Raw genomic sequence first — 21,277 nt, 5'->3', positions numbered from 1 at the left:
GGTAACCACACCGAGCCGAAATGCTGGCGGCCACGGGTCCTCGGGTCAAGCCCGAGGACGACGGAGGGTGGGGGAACGTGTGCGCAAGAACCGTAAGCGTCGCGGTTATTCGATTGCCGCCATTTTTTTACGCGTTCTCAGGCAAAACCGCTGGCGCATCTTGCCGGAATTCCTCCAAACGCCTCGCCTCCTGCCGATCGCGTCCCACACACTCCGTCATACTCGGGCTTGACCCGAGTATCAGGCTTGACCCGAGTATCCATGCCGCACGCACTTTGCATGAATTTATCCGGCGCCTGACGCCGGCCAAGCCCCGCCTACGCCGCCTCCCCCTTCTCAAGCGCACCTTCCGCCAGCTTGCGCGCCGCGACGAAGTCGACCTTGCCCGAACCCAGCACCGGCACCTTGCCGATGGTGACCTCGGCCGGGACCATCATGTCCATCGCCCCCTTCGACTTGGCGAAGGCGAGGAATTCGGCGCGGGTGGCGGTTTCGGCTTCGGTGAGCAGCACCAGGCGCTCGCCCTTCTTGGGGTCGGGCAGCGACGAGACGACGGAGAGCGCGCCCGGCCAGAGTTCGGCGGCGAGCGTTTCGACGGCGGCGAGCGAGATCATTTCGCCGCCGATCTTGGCGAAGCGTTTGGCGCGGCCGCGGATCTTGACGAAGCCGTCCTCGTCGATGGTGACGATGTCGCCGGTGTCGTGCCAGCCATCGGCGAGCGGCTCGAGCACGCCGGGTTTTTCGGCACGGAGATACCCGGCCATGACATTGGCGCCGCGCACATGCAGCCTTCCGCCCTCGTCGATGCCGGGCACCGGTTCGAGCTTCCATTCCATACCAGGCAGGATTTTGCCGACCGTGCCGGAGCGGTTATACATCGGCGTGTTGATTGAGATGACCGGCGCGGTCTCGGTGACGCCGTAGCCTTCCAGGATGCGCAGGCCGAATTTTTCCATATAGGTGTTGCGGGTCGAGGCCTTCACCGGCTCGGCGCCGGAGAAGATATAGCGGATCGAGCGGAAGTCGTAGGGATGCGCGGTCCTCGCATAGCCGTTGAGGAAGGTATCGGTGCCGAAGATGATCGTGGCGTTGGAGACGTAGATCAGCTCCGGCACGATGCGGTAATGCAGCGGCGACGGATAGAAATAGACCGGCACGCCGGAGATCAGCGGCAGCACGGTGCCGGCCGTCAGCCCGAAGGAATGGAAAACCGGCAGGATGTTGAACACCTTGTCGCCGCTGTGGAAATCGATGCGGGCGGCGGCCTGGGCGGCGTTCGACAGGATGTTGCGGTGGGTCAGCACCACGCCCTTCGGCGTGCCCTCCGAGCCCGAGGTGAAGAGGATGACGGCCGGATCATCCGGCTGGCGCTTGACCAGCGGCCGGCCCTTGCGGATGAGCCCGCGGATCTTGTCGAGCGCGCCGATTTCGGCTCTCAGATCATCGAGCCAGACGATCGTCACCTGCTTTTCCATCTCGGCGATAACGGGGCCGAGCTTGGCCTGGGCGACGAAGGCGCGTGAGGTCAGCACATGTTTCACCTCGGCGGCCTTGCAGGCGGAGAGGATGTTGGCGGCACCGGCGGTAAAGTTCAGCATGGCCGGCACCTTGCCCGCGCTCATGACCCCGAGAATGGTGGCGGCGGCGCCATTGGCATTCGGCAGCATGACGCCGATGTTTGCCTCCGGGAAGCGGGCGCGGAATTTTGCACCGAGCACGGCGGCACCCGTCAAGAGCTTGCCATAGGTGAGGCTGCCGGTGACCGGATCCTCGACGGCGAGCTTTTTCATGCCGAATTCCTGGGCCGCCTGAATGACGCGGCCGAGCACGGTGGACGAGGTATCGGCGGTCTCGAACAGCAGGTTCGACATCACCTGATAGAGCGCCGCACCCGCCGCCGTGCGGCGCTTGCGGCCCTTCAGCTCTGTGGGCACTTCGAGCTTCACCGGCTCGAGAATGGTCACCTTGACCTTGGGAAACAGCCGGCGGCGGATCTTGCCGTTATCGAGATAGGAGAGATAGCTCTTCTCCAGCCCGTCGATCTTGACCGGCACGACCATCGCGCCGGTCTTGTCGGCGACCATGGCGGCGCCGTCATAGACCTTCATCAGCGTGCCGGTCACCGTCAGGCGGCCCTCGGGGAAGATGCCGATCGGGCTGCCGTCCTGCACCACCTTGATCAGCGAGCGGGTCGCCATCGGCTTTGTGGGGTCAAGCGGCAGGAACTTGCACATTTTCAGGAAGGGCCGCACCCACCAGGCCTGGGCGATCTTGTAATCGACGGCGAAGGTCGGCTCCTCCTCGGTGATGGCAAGCGCCAAAGCGCCGTCGAGCAGGCTGACATGGTTCAGCGCGATGATCGGCGCGCGGCCGGCCTTCTTGATATTCTCCAGCCCCTCGACCTCGAGCCGCATGAAGGCGCGGAACAGGATCGAGATGAAATCGCGGAAGGGGTTGGTCGGCAGCGTCTTCAGCATCAGCCAGGCGACGGCAAAATTGAGGATGCCGAGGCCGATCAGGATCTCAGGAATGGAGGCGCCGAGCGCCTGGATGACGGCGACGAGGCCGAGGCCGACGGTGATGAACAGCGCCGAGAGCACGTTGGCGGCACCGATGACGCGGGCGCGGCGATCCTCATGCGCCCAGGTCTGCAGCGCGGCGAAGGTGGGAACGGCGATGAAGGCGCCCGCAATCGCCATGCCGGCGAGATCGATGGCGACGCGGATGGTGTTTTGACCGGCGAAGAAATCGAGGATCGTCGTCGCGTGCGCAGCAGAGGCCAGGCCCCAGAGGTTCCAGGCGAGATCGAGGCTGAAGAGGCCGAGCAGCGCCGTTCCGACAGGGGCCGGCAGCAGCACGATGCGGCCCGACGACATCCAGGCGGCAATGCCGGAGCCGACGGCGACGGCGATGGCGAAGACGGTGAGATAGGCGGGAACGACGAGCTCGGAGCCGCCGAGCAGCTCGGTGACCATGGTCGGCAGGATCGACAGTACGAAGGCGCCGACCAGCCAGAACCAGCAATTCATCAGCGCCGAGCGCCACAGCCGCTTATCCCTACGGATTTCCATAACCAGCGTGTAGCTGGAACGGATGACATTGCGGTCGATCTCCAAATCCGGCGCCTTGGAGCCGGTGGGCGGGATCATCCGGCTCGCCAGCCAGCAGAGCAGCGACAGCCCCATCATCATCGAGCCGAACAGCAGCACATTGTCGCCGCTTGAGAAAGCCAGGGCGGCGATGATCGTGCCGGCGAGGATGGCGATGAAGGTGCCGCCCTCGATCCAGGCATTGGCCTTTGGCAGGTCGCGGCGATCGAGATGATCGGGCAGGATGCCGTATTTGATCGGCCCGAACAGCGCCGAGACGGTGCCGAAGCCGAAGAGGGCCGCCATCAGCACAAAGATGGAGGAAAAGCCGAGGCCGACGACGGCCAGCGCCGCAATGCCGATCTCGCAGCGTTTCAGTAGTTCGGCGATCTTCGCCTTGTCGTGCTTGTCGGCCAGTTCGCCGCCGAGTGCGGAGAGCAGCAGGAAGGGCACGATGAGGATGACGCCGGCCAGCGTCACCAGGGCAGCCCCCTCGCTCGCCGACATCTTGAAGAGAATGAGGAACACCAGCGTGTTCTTCAGAAAATTGTCGTTGAAGGCCGTGAGGAACTGGGTCCAGAACAGCGGCGCGAATTTCCTTGACGTCATCAGATTGTGTTGCACGGGCTTGGTCCCTCGTTCGGCCTGCTGAGAAGGCCACAGAGTTGTTACCCATTGGTTGAATGCGGCAACAACTCTGCGCTGTGGTTAAGGAAGATCAATCTTCATCGCTACGATTGAATTTGACGAGCAGTTTTTCCGTGCGGGCATCCTCGACCTTGCGGATCAGCTTCTCGGATTCGGCATTGTCGCGCAGCGTCTTGGTGATGTTCACCGTGGTCTGCACCAGCATCAGGATGCCCATGGCAAGATAGCCTTTGCCCCAGAGATCGAGCGGCATCATGTAAAGGCCAAGAGCCAGCATGAAGGCGGCCGAGCCGAAGGAGATGTAGGAGAAGCTGACCCAGCTGGCGGAATGTTTCTGGAAACTGTCGTTCATAGCAGTGATCCTTCAATTTTGATGGGTTGGTCGAGTGGATGAATTCAGGCGGCCGGCGTGATGCGGCTCTTCAGCCGGGTGAGCACGTCATCGGCCGATGAGCCGAGCGGCGCGCCGCAGCCGGCATTGGCAAGCTTTTCGATGATGCCGGCCGGCCGGGTGGTGCTTTCCATGTCCTTCAGTGCCGCCGCCGTCAGCTCATTCTGGCTCTGGCGCAGGCGCAGCCGCGCCAGGGTCTCCTCGGCCTCGTCGAGGGTGGCAAGGCCGGGACCGGCGACCACGACATCGAGCTTCTGCGCCTGCTCGGTGGCCCGCGCCAGCCGCTCGCCGCGCTGCAGCTCCTGCAGCCGCGCCTCGGCCGAGCGCACGATTGCTTTCAGCTTGCCGATCGAGGTGGTGAACTGGGCCTGCGCCGCCACCGAGGCATCGCGCTCGGCTTCGAGAAAGGCGATCGCTTCGGCCGCCTCGCGGGCCAGGCCCTCATTGCCCTTGTCCAGCGCTGCGCAGGCGCGGGTCTCGAGATCGGCGATGCGGCTGAGGATCGCCTGATGCTGCGCCTTTTCCTGTTCGTTCTGGGCGATGGCGACGGCGACACTGCGGCGCGCCGACTGGATCGCCTGGGCGGCATCGCGGATCTGCTGGGCAAGCAGCGGCACGGCGTGGCGATCGGCAAAGGCCTGCTCGGCATCATGCGCCCTGCCCCGCAAGAGAATAGAAATCAGTTTGAACATTTCTTGCCTCCGGTTTATGAACGTTGTTCACGAGTGCTGTTATGGCAGAATCATGAACGACGTTCAAGATAAATTTTGAACGTCGTTCAAAAAAGTCGAAGTGGAATGGTTAATGGCCGGCAGGCGAGAAGAAAAACGCGAGGATTTGAAGGCGCGGCTGGTCGAGGCGGCGCGCGAGCGCATCGCCCGCGACGGGCTGACCAACCTTAGAGCCCGCGACATCACCCAGGACGCCGGCTGCGCGCTCGGCGGTCTCTACACCGTCTTCTCCGACCTCGCCGAGCTCGTCATCCACGTCAATTCCTCGACGCTGAAGGCGCTGGAGGCCAGGCTGACGCTGCCCGAGGCTAGGGACAAAAGCCCGACCGACCGCCTGCGCAACCTCGCCCAGGGCTACCTCGCCTTCGCCGTCGAGCACCGCAACCTCTGGAAGGCGCTGTTCGACCACTTCCCCCCCGACACCGCCCCGACGCCGCAATGGCACCTCGACGAACACCTCTTCCTGATGGACGTGATCGCCGAACCGCTCGCCGAACTGCAGCCCGACATGCCGCCGCAAGACCGCGCCATCCGCGCCCGCACCCTCTTCGGCGCCGTCCACGGGGTGGTCAGCATCAGCCTGGAGGGGCGGTTCGTGGGATTGCCGCTGGAGCGGCTGGCAAGGGAGGTGGACGAGCTGGTGCAGACGATTGCGGCGGGGGCGGAGCGGCGAAGGGAAGCGGGTGAGTGAGGCGGCGTTGGGTGGTGTGGCGAAAACGCTCCCCCACTCTCCGTCATCCTCGGGCTTGACCCGAGGATCCACGCCCGTCGCCAATGATGCCGACGGGAACCGGCGTCAAGCCGTTGAAATCACCGCGAAAATGCCCCTCATCCGGCTGCCGCCACCTTCTCCCCGTTCTGACGGGGAGAAGGGAATATGCCGCAACCTCTTGGTCCCTCTCCAACGTCTCGCATGGCACGTCCCCTCGCCCCGTTTTTACGGGGAGAGGGTTAGGGTGAGGGGCAAAACCACTGGCAAAACAGCCCCCACATACCACTAGAATCACACCACGCTCTCGCCTCCAGCCAATCCCCCTCCCCACCCTCCGTCGTCCTCAGACTTGACCCAAGCACCCCCACCCAAGCACTCTGCCCCCACCACGCCACCGCGAAAGGAAACCCCATGAGCAGCATCTTCATCACCGGTTCCACCGATGGCCTCGGGCTTGCCGCCGCCCGCACCCTCATCGGCCAAGGCCACGACGTCGTCCTCCACGCCCGCTCCCGCGAGCGCGCCATCGCCATCGCAGACACATCAGGCGCCGCCCTCGGCCTCGTCATCGGCGATCTCGCCAGCGCCGCCGAAACGCGCTCCATTGCCGAGCAGGTCAACGCCATCGGCCGCATGGACGCCATCATCCACAATGCCGGCATCTATCTCGAAAGAAGCCGCGGCGAAACGCCGGAAGGCCACGCCAAGACGCTGGCAGTCAACGTGCTCGCCCCCTACCTCCTCACCGCCTGGATCACCCGCCCCGACCGCCTGATCTATCTCACGAGCGGCATGCACCGCAGCGGCGGCAGCGCCCTTGACGATATCGACTGGAAGCGGCGGCCATGGAACGCCAGCCAGGCCTATTCGGAAAGCAAGCTCTACATCGCCACCCTCGCCGCCGCCCTCGCCCGCCACTGGCCGGACGTCTTCAGCAACGCCGTCGACCCCGGCTGGGTGCCGACCAAGATGGGCGGCGCCGGCGCGCCGGATGACCTGGAGATGGGGCATCTCACGCAGACGTGGCTGGCGACGAGCGATGATGACGCCGCCAAGGTGAGTGGTGGGTATTGGTATCATCGGCAGCAGCGCGAAGCGGCGGCGGAGGTTGGTGATCCGGGGTTTCAGGATGGGTTGGTGGGGAGGCTGGCGGAGTTGACTGGGGTTCGGCTGTTCGAAGAGGGCCGGTAAGGCGCAAGACGGGTTAGTGGGCGTTCCCGCTCGATGTTTGCCCGTCCCCCGGACACAAAGTATTTGGCTTGATCGGGCCATAGGCGATATCAAGTCGATATGTACGCCAAAAGCCTTTCGCAAATTCTCCATGCCGCGCTTGCCCGGCCTGATCCGTTCCACGATACGCTTAAAAGATTTGAGCACCTGCGGGGACACGGCCTTCTTCCGCGTGGCCGCGAGACTGCGGCGACACGCCTAAATGACAGGCAGATCGCGAGCGCAGTGCTCGGCTTCGTTCCTGTATCGCCGGGGTGGGCAGGCCACGTATCGCTGTGCCTCGGCGGCCTCTGTGCTGTCGGGGGTGCGAACGCCTCCTTTCAGGCTTCGGCAACTCTACTCGACACCGTCGCCGCCGTTCTCTCTAGCAATGAAGCCTGCAACTCACTCGTCGCGATGACCTTCATTATCGAACGAAGCGACAACAGTGACGAGTACTATGCCCGAGCGGTCTTCGATCAAGGAGGGAATAGGAAGACAGTCTCATATATCTCCAAAATGGCGATATCTCTTCTGATCGACGGCGCAGAGCAGCGGTACGACCACGATCGAATCCGTACTCCGTCGGCGCGGCAGCTTGCGCTCGGGCGAGACTTCTTTCTGCGCCTCAGGAAGGAGGTCGTTCTCTCCCGCCAGCTTGATCTCCCTCTGAAGACCAACTGGACAGAATATGAAAACGAAGAGGAAAGGGACGCATTTCATAAAAGTTTGGGAGCGCGTCCGAACTCACGCTTTCTGAACTTGCCGGTCGACACCGCCGTTGCATGGCCGGGGGATCCGACCCGCGTTGAGTTCGCGGGCCACCGCTTCGTTTTATTTCCAAAGACCAAGGACAATACACGCTCGATCAGCATTGACCTTACGGCCGAACGTCTCTCCATTGAAGACGCACGCACGCTGCTGAATCGCTTTCTAAGCATTTTAAGCTGGTGCCAAGATCAGCATGCCGTCCTCGGCGATGGATGGTCGGGCAACCCGGTACCAGTGCCGATCCGCCAATACGGGAAAGGCGGCACGATTGCCGGCCAATGGTTATTCTCTCGGTCGCTTCCCGACGACCCTGAACTTCTTCAACGACTGGCCTATTATCGCGAAGGCCTCAACGCTCGTGAAGCCGGGCTGGTGACATTCGCAGTGCTCAGCTTTTTCAAGGTCTTCGAGCGACGGGTAAAGTCCGATGGGCGTACACCTAACCCGACGAAGATCTGGATCCGAAATGTCTTTAACACTGTCGCTGCGACGCTCGCGCCGGAGGTGATGAAGCGCTTCGAGGAAGCGCGAAATGGAAAGGACGTTCAAAAATACGTCTTCGATAATTGCCGCGTCGCTACGGCGCACGCTTCCGAGGAGTTTCCTTCCGATGCCGACGCATCTCTCGAAATTCGACGGCTCCACTCCGCTGCGGAGATTATCCACGCCCTTGCGCGCCACTTCCTTAAAACCGAATACGGCTTCTCGGATTCATATTTTGCCGATGAAGTTGGCGGCGTGGCGGGCTCTAACAATCGCTCATGATACAATGTGGAACAGTGCTTTTTGCCATGCATTGACTTCCGATGGGAGTCCACGGAGCGACTGGAACGATGACGCAAAGCTCATATGAGACCGCCCCTTCCGTCCGTAAGCGAATGCAACGGACACGGGGGAAAGATAATTCGTTCGAGCAGAATATCCGCACTCGTCTTTATGCGATCGGTCTGCGATACCGAGTCAACTACTCACTCCCGAATCTCAAAAGGCGGAGTTGCGACATCGCTTTTCCCCGGCTGAAAATTGCAATCTTCCTTGACGGTTGCTTCTGGCACGGGTGTCCAGAGCATTCTACTGACCTTGCCCCCAAGTTTTATCCAGTTTTGAGTTCGCTCCGACGGTTTTGGGTTGCTGTATTTGCGGCGGTAGCGGCGGGTTGCGGTGCGGAGCCATTCCGGCTGCGCAGCACCGCATCACGTCGCGGGTTGATGGTCTGGGCGAACTCGGCCGGTGTCAGCCAGCCGAGGCCGGAATGCGGTCGATGATCGTTGTAATCGCTGCACCAGTTTGAAAGCGCTGACCGAGCATACGCCAGTGACGAGAAGAGCGTTTCATTCAGGAACTCGTCTCGCAGCCGCCCATTGAAGCTTTCGATGAAGGCGTTCTGGATCGGCTTGCCGGGCGCGATGTAGTGCCATTCCACCTTGGTCCGATCCGTCCATTGCAGGATCGCGTTGCTGGTGAACTCACTGCCATTGTCGCTGACGATCATCTTCGGTTTGCCTCGCCCCTCGATGATCCGGTCCAACTCACGAGCAACCCGCAGGCCGGAAAGGGACGTATCGGCGACGAGCGCCAGGCACTCCCTGGTGCAATCATCGACCACGGTCAGCACTCGGAACCTGCGCCCATCGGTGAACTGATCCGACACGAAGTCCAACGACCAGCGATCATTGGCTGCCATCGGGATCAGCATCGGCGCTCGTGTGCCTATCGCTCGCTTGCGGCCGCCGCGCTTGCGCACGGCCAGCTTTTCCTCTCGATAGAGCCGGAAGAGCCGCTTGTGGTTCACAAGATGTCCCTCACGTCTGAGCAGCACATGAAGACGTCGATAGCCAAAGCGGCGGCGTTCATGGGCCAGCGCCTTCATCCGATCGCGAAGGTCATGGTCGTCACCGCGCCTGGTTTCGTAACGGATCGTCATCCGACAATAGCCGATGGCTTTACACGCCCGCCGTTCGCTCATCTGATGTTGATCAACCAGATGCGCGACAGCTCGCCGCTTTGCTGCGGGCGTCACCACTTCTTTCCCAAAAGGTCTTTCAAAGCGGCATTGTCGAGCATGGCATCTGCCAGAAGCCGCTTCAGCTTTGTGTTTTCGTCCTCCAGCGTCTTCAGCCGTTTGGCTTCCGACACTTCCATGCCGCCGAACTTCGCTTTCCATTTATAGATGCTGGCATCGCTGACACCGTGTTTGCGGCAAAGCTCCAAGACCGGCGTGCCAGCCTCGTGCTCCTTCAGAATCCCGATGATCTGTTCGTCTGTGAAACGGTTGCGCTTCATTCTCTGGTCCTCTCAATGGGCCAGAGCTTACTTCAAAATGGATTATCTCGACGGGGCAAGGTCACTACCATTGTAAGAAAAAACCCGGAGTTTTGGCTGAGCAAGATCAATAGGAATCGGGAGCGCGACGTTGAAACTAGGGAAGTGCTCGCGCAATTTGGCTGGACGGTACTGAGGTTCTGGGAACACCAAGTGGCTGACGATATCGTCGATGCAATCGTCTCAACCGTCACCCATGCCAGAGGCTTTTGATAGCAGCACACCAAAAATCAACCTGAAGTAAATAAAATCATTCTATGTAATAAAGACGAGAGAGAGAAAATGAGGGATGACATTGACCGATAATACAAAAGTCACCGACGCTGAAATCCAGCGCAGCGTTGAAGATGCGCGCAATGAAATTCGATACCTCGTGACGGATTACCCGGTCGAAACACTAATACGCCGCTACAAGGAGGAAGACCCATCAGAGGGTGATATTTATATCCCCGACTATCAACGGTCACTTCAGTGGGATGACGAGCGAAAATCCTACTTTATAGAAAGCTTGATGCTCCGTATTCCGGTTCCCCCGGTATTCTTTTATGAGGTAGGCGGTAGCTTGGAACTCGTGGACGGTTCGCAACGCATTCGCACCCTCGTTGGCTTTACAAATAATGAGTTCAAACTCACCGGCCTTGAGAAGCTTGACGCACTGAATGGCCTTCGGTTCAGCGATATTCCAGGCGTTATCAGAAAGCGTTTCCTCAACAGTCCGATTCGCTCATTCGTGCTCGAAGAGGGTACTGACCAGAGTGCAAGGATCGAATTGTTTCGACGCGTCAATACGTCTTCCAAACAATTGAGCGAGGCTGAGATCAGAAAGGGAGCCTACCAGGGACCCTTTCTGAACCTCGTACTCGACTGCGCAAATCGACCGGCATTCCGAAATCTAGCGCCCGGAACGGGCTCTCGGGGCAATCAGAACCCCGAAAGCGAACGGCAAGAGCTTGTGACGCGCTTTTTCATATATAGCGACCGCTATACCGAATTTTCACATGACGTGCGCAAATTTCTCGATCGCTACTTCAGAGAATTCAACGCCCAACTGGATGATGCAGCTATCGCTGCAAAGTCTACCGAATTCAACTCGGTATGGCTTTCATAAACGCAGCTTCGCCGCGCGCTTTCTTCCGCCCAGGCAACAGCACACAAGTTCCCAGAGTTAGGTTTGAAGCGGTGTCGGTTGGGACATGCCTAGCGCTGCGACAAGAGCCGAACTTGCAAGCGCAGAACTTTGATTGGTTAGATCACCCTGATTTCCTCCAGATGATCCGCACCGACGCTAGCAACAGTGGTCCAAGACTGCGTAGCCGTGTCGAATTCGTCCGAGATAAGTTGTTAGGTGTGGCATGAGCGCTCTCCCTGAGATGACACGCAGATTTGAAGATATCAAACAGGTTCTTGAGACCTTAAGGGATATGGAAAAGCGACTAAAATCAAACCCGCGGTCCCACCTGCAACGAAGCCGGCTCGTCGCCGCCTCGCGGGCATCTGCTTACGTTATGATGTATAATGCAATAGAATCCGCGATGCGAGAAGTGTTCGAATCGATGAGGAGTTCGATAGAGCAAGAAAACCTTCAATTTCACGCTGTCTCTGAATACTGGAGACTCGATATACTTCAAGCGAAATTTTTAAAGAAGATGCAGGACGGGTTTAGCCACGGAACTATTCTGACAAACATTGCTCCACTAGCGGCTAATATCCTGCAATGGACGGAATCAGAGCGAGAGAGGCTTCCTTTTAGCGGAAATTTTGGGCAAGATCACGTTTTCCGGTTCAAGGACGTATTAGGTCTGAATTGGGGCGCACCTGCCGGCACGCTGGGCGGGGCTGACCTTGAGAACATCCGAAAACGCCGCAATGCCTTGGCGCACGGGCTGGAGACATTTGAAGAGGCGGGATCAGCCATTACAGCAAAGGAACTACTCGACATCCTAGGACGAGTCAGCCGCTTCATGACGTCATATGTGACAGCGCTCGAAGAATACCAAACAAATCGGGGCTACCTTAATGTGGTGCCACTCCCTGTAGGGCTTGCCGCAGGTCTCGTAGAAAATCAGGATGCTTTTTGAGCGGGGCCGCTTCAAACCTTGAAGTGAACCCAGCCAACGCGCGAGCCGAAAGAGCCTTCGGCTGCTTGAAGCCAAAATCATCCAACGTAACAACGTGGCAGTCGGCAGGGCCTTCGCTGGTCGGTTCAAAAAACTGCCGCGATGCTCCAGCTGTCTTCTTGCCGGCCCTTGCGAATTCCTTTTCGGACCGCCTCAGATTTTGAAGATCCCCGGGCGATGATATGCCGTCAACTGCTAGCCTTCTCCCAATCCATTCTGCAACGGGGACGCTCACAGCATTTCCTACAAGCATCCACCGCTTTCGCTCCCCGCGGGGGATTGAAGTCGCTGCTTCAGTCCACCCTGGTATGAAGCCTTGTAGACGCTCCGCATCCTCAATCCCAGGCTGAAAGAAGCTTCCATTATCTCTGTCCCAAACCGCAGGCGGGGAAGGAATGCCTACAGTGGATCCACCTTTAAGGGGGGGCAGAGCGTCAGGTGACCATCCGGTTCCCCTGTTGCCCTCTGTCCAATAGAAACCGACCTTCCTTGCCTCGGCGTTGGGACCAGCCATAGAGGCAGCGGCGCCGTCGAAGATGAGTTGAGATGGATCGCCGACCCTAGAAGCCAGTACATAGAGCCTCCTGCGCCGCTGCGGCAGACCGAAGAGCCGAGTGTCGAGAATTCTATACGCCCAATCGTAGCCAAGCTGCTCAAGTCTCTCAGTTACATACCTAATGGCTTCGCCCTTACGCAACTCAACTGCGAACGCGACATTCTCAAGAAGAATGTAGGCGGGCTTTTTCGGCATGTTCCCCACCAACCGAAACACTTCCTCGATCAGCCCCGAGCGCGTTCCCGCGAGTCCTGAGGTTGTTCCAGCGAGACTTATATCTTGGCAGGGCCAACCAGCAGTCACCAAATCGCAGGCGGGTAAGCTTGAAAGGCGAGTGACGTCGGAATGAAGTTCTGTCTCTGGAAATCGATTACGCAGCACTTGTTGTGCATACGGATCGCTCTCACACATAAATACGGTTTTATGACCGGCTCGATGCAAACCAACTTCGAAGCCTCCTATTCCACTAAATAAACTTACGACGCGAAGAGAGTGGGGCAGCGTTGAGAGAGATTCGTGCTTCATAGAAGCATAATAGCGAACTACCCGCACCAACTCGAGGGGATTTTGCAAATTTCAACATTTTGTTTCAAAAAATCATGGCTGGGGCGCCTGGATTCGAACCAGGGATGACGGTACCAAAAACCGTTGCCTTACCGCTTGGCGACGCCCCACCAGAGCTTCCGGCGCAAAGCGCCCGCTCAAATCGACGCCTGATTAGCAAAGCTCTCCGTCCGTCACAATGACTAAGTTGCGCCTCGCGCAGATTTATGCGCTGCAGAGTGCAGCGGCCCATGCTAGGAATGGGCGACGTCATCGGCCGCGAGATCATCGCCTTCATGGAAAGCCCCGCATTCGACCTTGCTTTCGAGCCGGCCTATGGGCGCGCCGTGCCGGTGGTTTCAGGGGTCGAGCGGATCACGGCGGAGAATCCCGGGCCTTTCACCTTTTACGGCACCAACAGCTATATCGTCGGCGGCTCCTCGGTCGCGGTCATCGATCCCGGGCCGGAGGACGAGGCGCATTATCAGGCGCTGATGGCGGCACTTGCCGGCCGGGAGGTGACGCATATCTTCGTCAGCCACACGCATCGCGACCACTCGCCGCTTTCCCGCCGGCTGCAGGCGGAAACGGCGGCGGTGACGGTGGGCCAGGGGCCGCATCGGCCGGCGCGGCCGCTTCGGGATGGCGAGATCAATCCCTTTTCCGAAAGCTCGGATCTCGCCTTCGTGCCGGATATCGCGCTCAGTGACAGTCAGACCCTCTCCGGCGATGGCTGGTCGCTGACCTCGGTGGCCACACCGGGGCACACGGCCAATCATGCCGCCTTCGCGCTCGAAGGCCGCGATCTCCTGTTCTCCGGCGATCATGTCATGGCCTGGTCGACCTCGATCGTCGCACCGCCGGATGGGTCGATGGCCGATTACATGGCCTCGCTCGAGCGGCTGATGGAGCGCCAGGACCGCCTGCTGTTGCCCGGCCATGGCGGGCCGGTGACAGAGCCCGCCGCCTTCCTGCAGGGCCTGAAGGCGCATCGGCTGGGGCGCGAGCGGGCGATCATCGAGCGCATCCGGGCGGGCGACCGCGCGATAACGGAGATGGTGAAGGCGATCTATCGCGATACCGATCCGAAGCTGCATGGGGCGGCGGCGCTTTCGGTGCTCGCCCATATCGAGGATCTCGTCGAGCGCGGCGAGATCGCGGCGGATGGGCCGCCTTCTCTTGCCGCCACCTACCGGCTGTTGTAAGCCTGAGATGGGGAGATTACCATGGCGCGTGCCGCTTACAGCTATCGCGATGATGCCGATGTGCCGGATTTTGCCGATGACCAGCCGCTGATCATCTTCGATGGCGAATGCGTCTTCTGCTCCGGCTGGGTGAAATTCGCGCTGAAGCACGACAGGCAGCGGCGATACCGCTTCCTCGCCGCCCAGTCGCCGCTCGGCGCCGCGCTCTACCGGCATTATGGGCTGAACGAGCGCGATTATGAAACCAATATCCTCATCGAGAATGGCCGCGCCTTCTTCAAGTCGGACGGGTCGATCCGCATGGTGGCCGGCCTCGGCTTTCCCTATTCGCTGGTGAAACTCTTCCGGCTGCTGCCGCGCCGCCTTGCCGATACGCTTTATGAATTCATCGCCCGCAACCGGCTGAAGATCGCCGGCCGGCAGAGCTGCATGGTGCCGACGGCGGAGCAGCGCAGCCGTTTCATCGCATGAGCGGCGAGCGGCTCTCGCTGCTGATCATCGGCGGCTACGGTACCTTCGGCGGCCGGCTGGCGCGGCTGCTTGGCGATGAACCGCGGCTCAGGCTGCTGATCGGGGGGCGGTCGCTTGAGAAGGCCGACGATTTCGTGGCCGATCTCAGATCCCCGAAAGATGGATCCGAGGGCCTGGGAAGCGGCAATCTCGGGGCAACGCTGCAGGCAGTGGCCTTCGATCGCGACGGCGATCTCACCGAACAGCTGACGCGGCTGCGGCCGGATCTCGTCATCGATGCCTCCGGGCCGTTCCAGAGTTTTGGGCAAGACCCCTATAAGGTCGTGCGCGCCTGCATCGGGCTCGACATCGATTATGCCGATCTCGCCGACAGCACCGGCTTCGTCGCCGCCATCGGCGGGCTCGATGCCGAGGCGAGAGCGAAGGGGGTTTTTGCGCTTTCCGGCCTCAGCAGCCTGCCGGCGCTGTCCTTCGCCGCGCTCGATGTGATGGCACCGCGGTTTTCCCGGATCGATGCGGTGGCCGCCGGCATTGCCCCGTCGGCGCATGTGAAGATCGGCCTCAATGTCGTCAGGGCGATCGCGAGTTATGCCGGCAAGCCGGTCTCGGTGCTGCGGCAGGGGCGGTCGGCGCTGGCGCCGGGGCTGATCGAGGCGATGCGGGTGACGATCGCCCCGCCCGGCGTGCCGCCGCTGAAGAGCCGGGAGTTCCTGCTGGTCGATGCGCCGGATCTGGCGCTGCTGCCGGGCCGCTTTGCCGGCCTGCAATCGAGCTTCACCGGGGTCGGTACGGAGCCGCAGCTGCTGCAGCGGCTGCTCGGCTTTGCGGCAGGTCTCACGCGGCGGAAGCTGCTGCCGTCGCTCACGCCGTTTGCGCGGCTCATGCAGCGGGCGAGCCACGGCCTGGCGATCGGCGAGCATCGCGGCGGCATGTTCGTGCGCCTGAGCGGCCTCGATGCCGCCGGCAAGCCGCTTGCCTGCGGCTGGCATCTGATTGCCGAGGGGGATGACGGGCCGTTCATTCCGGTCACCGGCGTGGCGGCGCTGGTGCGCCGGCAGCTCGGCGGCATCAGGCCGGAAAGTGGCGCGCGGCCGGCGACGGGGGAATTGCGCTTGGAGGATTTCGAGGCGGAATTCCGGCGGTTTTCGATTACGACGGGGATCAGGGCGGAAAGCGAGGGCGCCGGCCTGCCGCTTTACCACAGGGTTCTCGGCAGCGCCTTCGCGCGGCTGCCGCCGGCGATATCAGCCATGCATGCGGGCGGGTATTCGGGCGGCCCTGGCGGCGGCGCCCGCACCGCCTCCGGCCGGGCGCGGGTCGAGCGCGGCAGCGGCTGGCTGGCGAGGATCGTCGCCCGGCTGATCGGCTTTCCCCCGGCGGGCGAGGATGTGCCGGTCACGGTGCGCTTCGCCGCCGATGGCGAGAAGGAGATCTGGACGCGAGATTTCGGCGGTAAGAGCTTCCACAGCCAGCAGCTCGAGGGCAAGGACCGCGACCGCCACCTGCTCGCCGAAGCCTTCGGGCCGTTCCGGGTGCTGGTGGCGCTGGTGCCGGAGGGGGAAAGGCTGCGGCTGGTGGTGCGCGGCTGGCGGTTTCTTGGGGTTCCGCTGCCGCTGTTTCTGGCGCCGGGCGGGGAGACGTTCGAGGAGGCGCGTGAGGGGCGGTTCCATTTCCACGTGGAGATCGGCGGGCGGCTGACGGGGTTGGTGGTGCGGTATACGGGGTGGTTGGTGGTGGAGTGAGGTCGTTCTTCCTCACCTCAGCCGGCCTGCCGTGTGAGCCCCCTCTGCCCTGCCAGGCATCTCCCCCACAGGTGGGGAGAACACAAGTGACTAGACCTTCGCACCCCTCTACCGTTTCGTCGGGCTGCGACGTCCGTTGTTTGGGGAAGCCAGCGAGCCCAGCCGATCTCCCCACCTGTGGGGGAGATGCCCGGCAGGGCAGAGGGGGGCGGCGCGGCACGCACCTCTCTCCAGCCTCATCCTGAGAGCCTGTGAATGTTTGGTAGCGGAGGCGATTGGATTGTGATTCTGTTGGGTCGTTGATTTGCTTGGGGGATGATGGTGGGCGACGACCTGTTCGAAGGATTGCCGGTGCATGGAGCGCGGCGAAGTGCTCAGGTGGGACGCGGAGCGGCGCGCATGCGTGAGCCGGTGCGCGATCAGATCGAGTTGCGTGCCGTCGATATCGACAGCTTGATCGGCCAGGATCATGCGGTGCGGGTCATTTGGAACTATGTCGAGGGACTGGATCTGAGCACGCTCGAAGATCGGATCAAGGCGCGTGAGCACCGGCCAGGCCATCCACCGATTTCGCCACGGCTTTTGCTGGCGCTGTGGCTCTATGCCAGCAGCGACGGCGTCGGCAGCGCGCGGGCGCTGGAACGGCAGTGCGGGAGCCACGACGTCTATCGCTGGCTGTGCGGCGGTGTCTCGGTGAACTATCACACACTGTCGGATTTTCGGGTTGGTTGCGCCGATTTGCTCGACCGGCTGCTTGCCGAGCATCTGGCGGCGCTTGCCGGTGCCGGCCTCGTCACTCTCGATTGTCTGGCGCAGGATGGCGTGCGGGTCCGGGCAAGCGCGGGTGCGGCCTCGTTCGGCCGCAAAGCGACGCTTGATCGGCATCTTTCCATTGCCGAGGCGGTTGTGGATCAGCTCAAGCACGAGGTCGATGCGCGTTCGGATGCCAGCACTCGGCGCATCGAGGCGGCCAGGGAGCGGGCGGCGCGCGAGCGCGGCGAGCGGCTCAGAGCAGCCCAGGTCGCTCTTGACGAGATCGAGCGCCATCGCCAGGCGCGCGAAGAAAAGCGCGGCAATGGCAAAAAGCCGAAGGAGCCGCGCGCCTCCAGCACGGATGCACAGGCGCGGGTGATGAAGATGGCCGACGGCGGCTTCCGCCCGGGTTATAATGTGCAGGTTGCGAGCACGGCCGGTGAGCAGTTCGTGGTCGGGCTCGAGGTGACCAATGCCGGCTCCGATCGCGGCCTCATGCGGCCGATGCTGGAGCGGTTGCGCGCGCTAAGCGGCCATCTGCCGCGGCGCTATCTCGCCGATGGCGGCTTTGGCAGCGCTGAAGATATCGAGTGGGCGCACGGCGAAGGGGTTGAGGTCTTTTGTCCGCCCACTCAGTCCAAGCACGGAACCGATCCCTTCTTGCCGCGCCGCGGCGACGGTCCGGGTGTGTCGGCCTGGCGGGCCCGCATGGCAAGCGAGGCGGGCAAGGCTCAGTACAAACCCCGATCGATCTGCGAATGCGTCCATGCCCGCTGGCGCAACTGGAATCTGCGACAATTGACGGTGCGCGGCATCGAAAAGGTCCAGGCCGTCGTGCTCTGCTACGCACTCACCAACAATATCTTGCAAGGCCATCGGCTTGCCAAGGGCTGAGCCACTGTCACCACCCAGACACCAACACGCGACCATCCGAACGCAGCGCGCAATCGCCTGACGCTCGACTGCATCGGCCAGCCAAGATCGGCCAAAAACGCGCCGGATTCAAAAGCTTCACAAGCTCTGAGGCGCGTAGCCCAAAGGGCGAAGCCTCGAAGGACGGGGCTGGCCACCGCGGCCACCCGCCCTCGTCCTTCGAGGCCCCCTGCGGGGCCACCTCAGGATGAGGGCTGATCGTTGTGCGGGCCGGCTTGATCGGCGATACCGCAGCGATGTGGAACTTGTGGCACCGTAGGGGCTTTGAGCCAGCCGCACCCTCTCCCGGCCCTTCGCTTTGGGCTCAGGGCGTTCGCCGCTGCAATCGATTCACTGGATCGATTGCTGCCGCCTTTGGCGGCACCGCGGCTCACCCACCCGCAATCCCCAGCAGTTCGGCGTCCAGCGCCTTCAGATAATCGCCGGCGATCGCGGCGCTGAAGCCGAGGTCGTGTTGGCCGTAGCGGGAGGCGACGCGGATGTCGACGAAGGTGGTTTCGGCTTCTTCGCGGAGCCGAATGAGGATATCGAAGCGCAGGCCGAGGATCAGCGTGCGGTTGGTCGCCTGCAGCGTCACGCCGTTGGCGCCGCGGATCAACTTGGCGACATCATCGTCATAGGGGCGCGGCGTCGGCACGGGGATGATGCCGGGCGCATCGGCAACGGCCTCATCGCCGGCACCGGGCTTTGCCGGTCCGTCCTCCGGGTCGCGGTCCGGCTCGCTGGTGCCGGTGCTCCGGACGATGGTGAAGCCGCTCTGCTTGGCGACCTTGCGCACCGCCTCCAGCACCCGGTCGAGCGCGCCCTCATAACGCCGGCCGGTCAGCTCGGGATAGGCAGCCAGCTGCTTTTCGCGATCCTCCGGCGTCACCGGATTGCGCTTCAGCCAGATCTGGTCGGCGTTCTGGGCCGACAGCCAGTCCGGCACCGAGACCGGATCGGTGGAGACGTCGTAGATATCCGGCAGGCTGAGATATTGCTCGGCGGCAAAGGCGCCGATCGTAAGCGGAAAGGCGGCATAGATCAGCGCGGCAAGGGCCGCCAGCCCGCCTTCGGCGCCCGATGTCCAGAGGCTGCGCAGACCGACGGCGGCCAAAAGCGCGGCCAGCAGCCCGCAGCCGGCGGCGGCGATCAGCAGCAGCACGAGATAGGGGGTGGCCAGCCCGCCGAAACGATGGGCGATCAGCACCGCCAGCGCCAGCACCACCGAAAACGCCCCGAGCAGCCGCGCAAAGCGGGCGGCGCTGGAAACGGGACGGTCGTAACGGATGGCCATCAAACTTACCGGTTGCTCGTCAGCGCCGCGCCTTCAACCACGCAAATCGCCATATCCCTGTTTAGAGCATGATGCCGAAAAGTGTGAAGCGGTTTTCGGACGACATCATGCTCTATTTCTTTGATTTGGATCCGGATTCGGATTTTAGGCCAGCCCGACGTAAAATCATCCGATCTGCGTAAGATTCGGCTGAATTGAAACTGTTGTCTTCGAATATCAGCGGGAATTCTCCCGAGACGGTCGAGGCGATGGCCGGGCCATTTCATGAGCCCTTGCTGATATGGCAAAAAGGGGCCATTCTGCCGCGGTTTCATCTCCGAATTCAAAGGCAAGGAGAGACGGGATGATTTCACCCGAGATAGCAGCGAGGCCGCAGGCGTCTGCGCTTGGCGGGATCGACCACGGCGAACCGATGCTGCCGATGGAACTCGTCGAGCTCGAACTTTCGCTCGAAGGTTATGCCGGCGGCGATGCCGGTTTCTGCGAGGCGGTGCGCCAGGCGGCGAACCGGGCCGGCGGCGAATTGCTGTTCGACCTGCCGGCCGGCGGCCTTATCGCCGATTGCCGGCGCATCGCCGTGCTGCGCATTCCCGATGGCGGAAGCGAGATGCGCGTTGTGCTGGCGCTGCTCGATTACGCCGGCACCGAAATCCGCATGCAGGCGCCGGATGAGGACACCGGGCATCTGGTGCGCTTCGCCGATGCCTTCGTCGAGCTGCTGGAGCGGATCTGACGTTTTGAATTAACGCCGTTCCGCCGCAGCCTCCGCCAGGCTGCGGAAGGGAAACTTGCGGCCGCATTCGCATTTGAGCATGAAGCTCTCCTGATGGTTGGACGGGCGCTGCACGCCAAAACCGCGCGGCAGCTGATCGACCTTGAAATCCGGGTGCTTGCGCTTGGGATCGTCGATCTCCGAGGCCTCGGCAAAGCCCTCATTGCCGCATTGCGGGCAGTTCAGTTTTTTCGAAAATCGATCGCGGATGGCCATGCTCGTCCTCATGCGTGAGGCTCTCCTCATACAGAGGAATGCCGGCGCGTGAAAGTGGAACCATATGCCAGGGATGCCGTTCCTTTTTTGAAAAGGAGGCGATCATGCCGAACAGAGATCCCATCCCAACACCGACAACCGACACCCCGCGCGGGCCGACGCCGACACCCGGCATTCCCGACCGCATCCAGGAAAAACCGCCGCTGACGCCTGCCCAGGACCCCGGCGATACGAAGAACCCGCAGGATCCGCCGCTCGATCCGGCACTGCTGCCGATCGGGGATCCGGCCGGGGCGGCTTGATGTTGGCTTTGCCGTGTGGCTGCCCCTCACCCTAGCCCTCTCCCCGTTTTGACGGGGAGAGGGGACGTGCCCCGCAAGACGTTGGCGAGAGACGGAGAGGTCGCGGCATATCCCCTTCGCCCCGTTTACGGGGAGAAGGTGCCGGCAGGCGGATGAGGGGCGGGCCTCGCCCATCTCCTCGCTTGACGCCCGCACCCGAATGGCATTTCCTCAGGGAAAAGCAAGGAAGACACCAATGCGCATCGCTCTCCTCATCACCCTTCTCGCCACTATCGCCGTCCTATCCGCCTGCCAAACGATGACGCCGGAGGAGCGGCGGGCGGCGGATGAGCAGCGGTGTCTGAGTTATGGCTTCCGCCGCGGCACCGATGGTTTCGCCACCTGCCTGCAGCGCATCGATCTCGACCGGCGGGCCGAATCGCGGGCGCAGAGTGCGGAGATGATGCAGAGCATGGCCTGGGATCTGAACGGGCCCTATATCTACCGCGATCGCTGGCGGTATCATCATTGATCCCCGG

20 protein-coding genes, 1 tRNA gene and 1 pseudogene are annotated in these 21,277 nt (G+C 61.9%); 14 read left to right on the top strand and 8 right to left on the bottom strand.

Annotated features, from left to right (window positions below):
* Positions 1 to 317: 317 nt before the first annotated feature.
* The 3 genes from AMK05_RS05565 to AMK05_RS05555 form a co-directional block, all read right to left on the bottom strand.
* Complete coding sequence (locus AMK05_RS05565) at positions 318 to 3,713, bottom strand: acyl-[ACP]--phospholipid O-acyltransferase (RefSeq protein WP_064837262.1); 3,396 nt, start codon at positions 3,711 to 3,713, stop codon at positions 318 to 320.
* A gap of 94 nt (positions 3,714 to 3,807) precedes the next feature.
* Positions 3,808 to 4,089, bottom strand: coding sequence for a YiaA/YiaB family inner membrane protein (locus tag AMK05_RS05560; RefSeq protein ID WP_003569708.1), 282 nt, complete (start codon positions 4,087 to 4,089; stop codon positions 3,808 to 3,810).
* 44 nt (positions 4,090 to 4,133) lie between these two features.
* On the bottom strand, positions 4,134 to 4,820 hold the full coding sequence (locus AMK05_RS05555; protein WP_064837260.1) for a PspA/IM30 family protein: 687 nt from the start codon (positions 4,818 to 4,820) through the stop codon (positions 4,134 to 4,136).
* Positions 4,821 to 4,932: 112 nt separating this feature from the next.
* On the opposite strand from AMK05_RS05555, the gene AMK05_RS05550 reads away from it, so the two are divergent.
* The 4 genes and pseudogenes from AMK05_RS05550 to AMK05_RS36080 all read left to right on the top strand — a co-directional run.
* Positions 4,933 to 5,550: a TetR/AcrR family transcriptional regulator gene (locus AMK05_RS05550; protein ID WP_064837258.1), complete on the top strand. Its 618-nt coding sequence runs from the start codon at positions 4,933 to 4,935 to the stop codon at positions 5,548 to 5,550.
* Between the two features lie 432 nt (positions 5,551 to 5,982).
* Entirely contained in the window at positions 5,983 to 6,762 is a 780-nt protein-coding gene (locus AMK05_RS05545) for an SDR family NAD(P)-dependent oxidoreductase (RefSeq protein ID WP_064837256.1), read from the top strand.
* A 99-nt stretch (positions 6,763 to 6,861) separates the two neighbouring features.
* The gene (gene mauJ / locus AMK05_RS05540; RefSeq protein ID WP_064837254.1) at positions 6,862 to 8,316 is read left to right on the top strand and encodes a methylamine utilization protein MauJ; all 1,455 of its coding nucleotides are present in this window, start codon (positions 6,862 to 6,864) and stop codon (positions 8,314 to 8,316) included.
* Between the two features lie 41 nt (positions 8,317 to 8,357).
* Positions 8,358 to 8,549: pseudogene (locus AMK05_RS36080) on the top strand (hypothetical protein); the annotation flags it as partial.
* 95 nt (positions 8,550 to 8,644) lie between these two features.
* On the opposite strand, the gene AMK05_RS05535 reads toward AMK05_RS36080, so the two are convergent.
* Positions 8,645 to 9,834, bottom strand: a protein-coding gene (locus tag AMK05_RS05535; RefSeq protein WP_089152671.1) for an IS3 family transposase whose coding sequence is annotated in 2 segments (ribosomal slippage) — positions 8,645 to 9,585 and positions 9,585 to 9,834 — 1,191 coding nt in all. Because the reading frame shifts where the segments join, the coding sequence is not laid out codon by codon here.
* Between the two features lie 15 nt (positions 9,835 to 9,849).
* Here AMK05_RS05535 and AMK05_RS36175 point away from each other — a divergent pair.
* The 3 genes from AMK05_RS36175 (at position 9,850) to AMK05_RS34415 (ending at position 11,951) form a co-directional block, all read left to right on the top strand.
* Entirely contained in the window at positions 9,850 to 10,086 is a 237-nt protein-coding gene (locus AMK05_RS36175) for a DUF559 domain-containing protein (protein ID WP_064837249.1), read from the top strand.
* Between the two features lie 76 nt (positions 10,087 to 10,162).
* Positions 10,163 to 10,981 (top strand): DUF262 domain-containing protein, encoded by an 819-nt coding sequence (locus AMK05_RS05520; RefSeq protein WP_064837247.1) that lies wholly within the window; start codon positions 10,163 to 10,165, stop codon positions 10,979 to 10,981.
* 244 nt (positions 10,982 to 11,225) lie between these two features.
* Positions 11,226 to 11,951: an MAE_28990/MAE_18760 family HEPN-like nuclease gene (locus tag AMK05_RS34415; RefSeq protein ID WP_064837245.1), complete on the top strand. Its 726-nt coding sequence runs from the start codon at positions 11,226 to 11,228 to the stop codon at positions 11,949 to 11,951.
* On the opposite strand, the gene AMK05_RS33090 is transcribed toward AMK05_RS34415, so the two are convergent.
* Together AMK05_RS33090 and AMK05_RS05510 are read right to left on the bottom strand one after the other, a co-directional pair.
* On the bottom strand, positions 11,887 to 13,071 hold the full coding sequence (locus tag AMK05_RS33090) for a DNA cytosine methyltransferase (RefSeq protein WP_082935708.1): 1,185 nt from the start codon (positions 13,069 to 13,071) through the stop codon (positions 11,887 to 11,889). The two genes, AMK05_RS34415 and AMK05_RS33090, sit on opposite strands and share 65 nt — an antisense overlap.
* Before the next feature lie 75 nt (positions 13,072 to 13,146).
* Positions 13,147 to 13,220 (bottom strand) — tRNA-Gln (locus AMK05_RS05510).
* Positions 13,221 to 13,385: 165 nt separating this feature from the next.
* Between AMK05_RS05510 and AMK05_RS05505 the strand changes: the two genes are divergently transcribed.
* The 4 genes from AMK05_RS05505 (at position 13,386) to AMK05_RS05490 (ending at position 18,154) form a co-directional block, all read left to right on the top strand.
* Positions 13,386 to 14,294 carry an MBL fold metallo-hydrolase gene (locus tag AMK05_RS05505; RefSeq protein WP_064841286.1) on the top strand — a complete coding sequence of 303 codons (909 nt, stop codon included), beginning with the start codon at positions 13,386 to 13,388 and terminating at the stop codon, positions 14,292 to 14,294.
* Between the two features lie 21 nt (positions 14,295 to 14,315).
* A complete protein-coding gene (locus tag AMK05_RS05500) occupies positions 14,316 to 14,765 on the top strand; it encodes a thiol-disulfide oxidoreductase DCC family protein (RefSeq protein ID WP_064837243.1) in 450 nt (149 codons plus the stop codon).
* Positions 14,762 to 16,507 (top strand): SDR family oxidoreductase, encoded by a 1,746-nt coding sequence (locus tag AMK05_RS05495; protein ID WP_064837241.1) that lies wholly within the window; start codon positions 14,762 to 14,764, stop codon positions 16,505 to 16,507. Before AMK05_RS05500 ends, AMK05_RS05495 begins: the two co-directional genes overlap by 4 nt.
* Positions 16,508 to 16,822: 315 nt before the next feature.
* Positions 16,823 to 18,154 (top strand): IS1182 family transposase, encoded by a 1,332-nt coding sequence (locus AMK05_RS05490; protein WP_082935607.1) that lies wholly within the window; start codon positions 16,823 to 16,825, stop codon positions 18,152 to 18,154.
* Positions 18,155 to 18,563: 409 nt separating this feature from the next.
* Here the strand turns inward: AMK05_RS05490 and AMK05_RS05485 are convergent, their stop codons facing one another.
* Positions 18,564 to 19,469: a DUF1499 domain-containing protein gene (locus AMK05_RS05485; RefSeq protein WP_064837239.1), complete on the bottom strand. Its 906-nt coding sequence runs from the start codon at positions 19,467 to 19,469 to the stop codon at positions 18,564 to 18,566.
* A 343-nt stretch (positions 19,470 to 19,812) separates the two neighbouring features.
* Between AMK05_RS05485 and AMK05_RS05480 the strand changes: the two genes are divergently transcribed.
* A complete protein-coding gene (locus tag AMK05_RS05480; protein WP_064837237.1) occupies positions 19,813 to 20,202 on the top strand; it encodes a hypothetical protein in 390 nt (129 codons plus the stop codon).
* A gap of 9 nt (positions 20,203 to 20,211) precedes the next feature.
* Here the strand turns inward: AMK05_RS05480 and AMK05_RS05475 are convergent, their stop codons facing one another.
* Positions 20,212 to 20,457, bottom strand: coding sequence for a hypothetical protein (locus tag AMK05_RS05475; protein ID WP_037073946.1), 246 nt, complete (start codon positions 20,455 to 20,457; stop codon positions 20,212 to 20,214).
* Between the two features lie 104 nt (positions 20,458 to 20,561).
* Here AMK05_RS05475 and AMK05_RS05470 point away from each other — a divergent pair, with 104 nt between their 5' ends.
* The gene (locus AMK05_RS05470) at positions 20,562 to 20,759 is read left to right on the top strand and encodes a hypothetical protein (protein ID WP_029531594.1); all 198 of its coding nucleotides are present in this window, start codon (positions 20,562 to 20,564) and stop codon (positions 20,757 to 20,759) included.
* 235 nt (positions 20,760 to 20,994) lie between these two features.
* The gene (locus AMK05_RS05465; protein WP_064837234.1) at positions 20,995 to 21,270 is read left to right on the top strand and encodes a hypothetical protein; all 276 of its coding nucleotides are present in this window, start codon (positions 20,995 to 20,997) and stop codon (positions 21,268 to 21,270) included.
* Positions 21,271 to 21,277 lie beyond the last annotated feature (7 nt).

Source organism: Rhizobium sp. N324 (assembly GCF_001664485.1).
Lineage (GTDB): Bacteria > Pseudomonadota > Alphaproteobacteria > Rhizobiales > Rhizobiaceae > Rhizobium.
The sequence above is the reverse complement of the archived record's forward strand: the minus strand, read 5'-3'. Positions and strand labels throughout refer to the sequence as shown.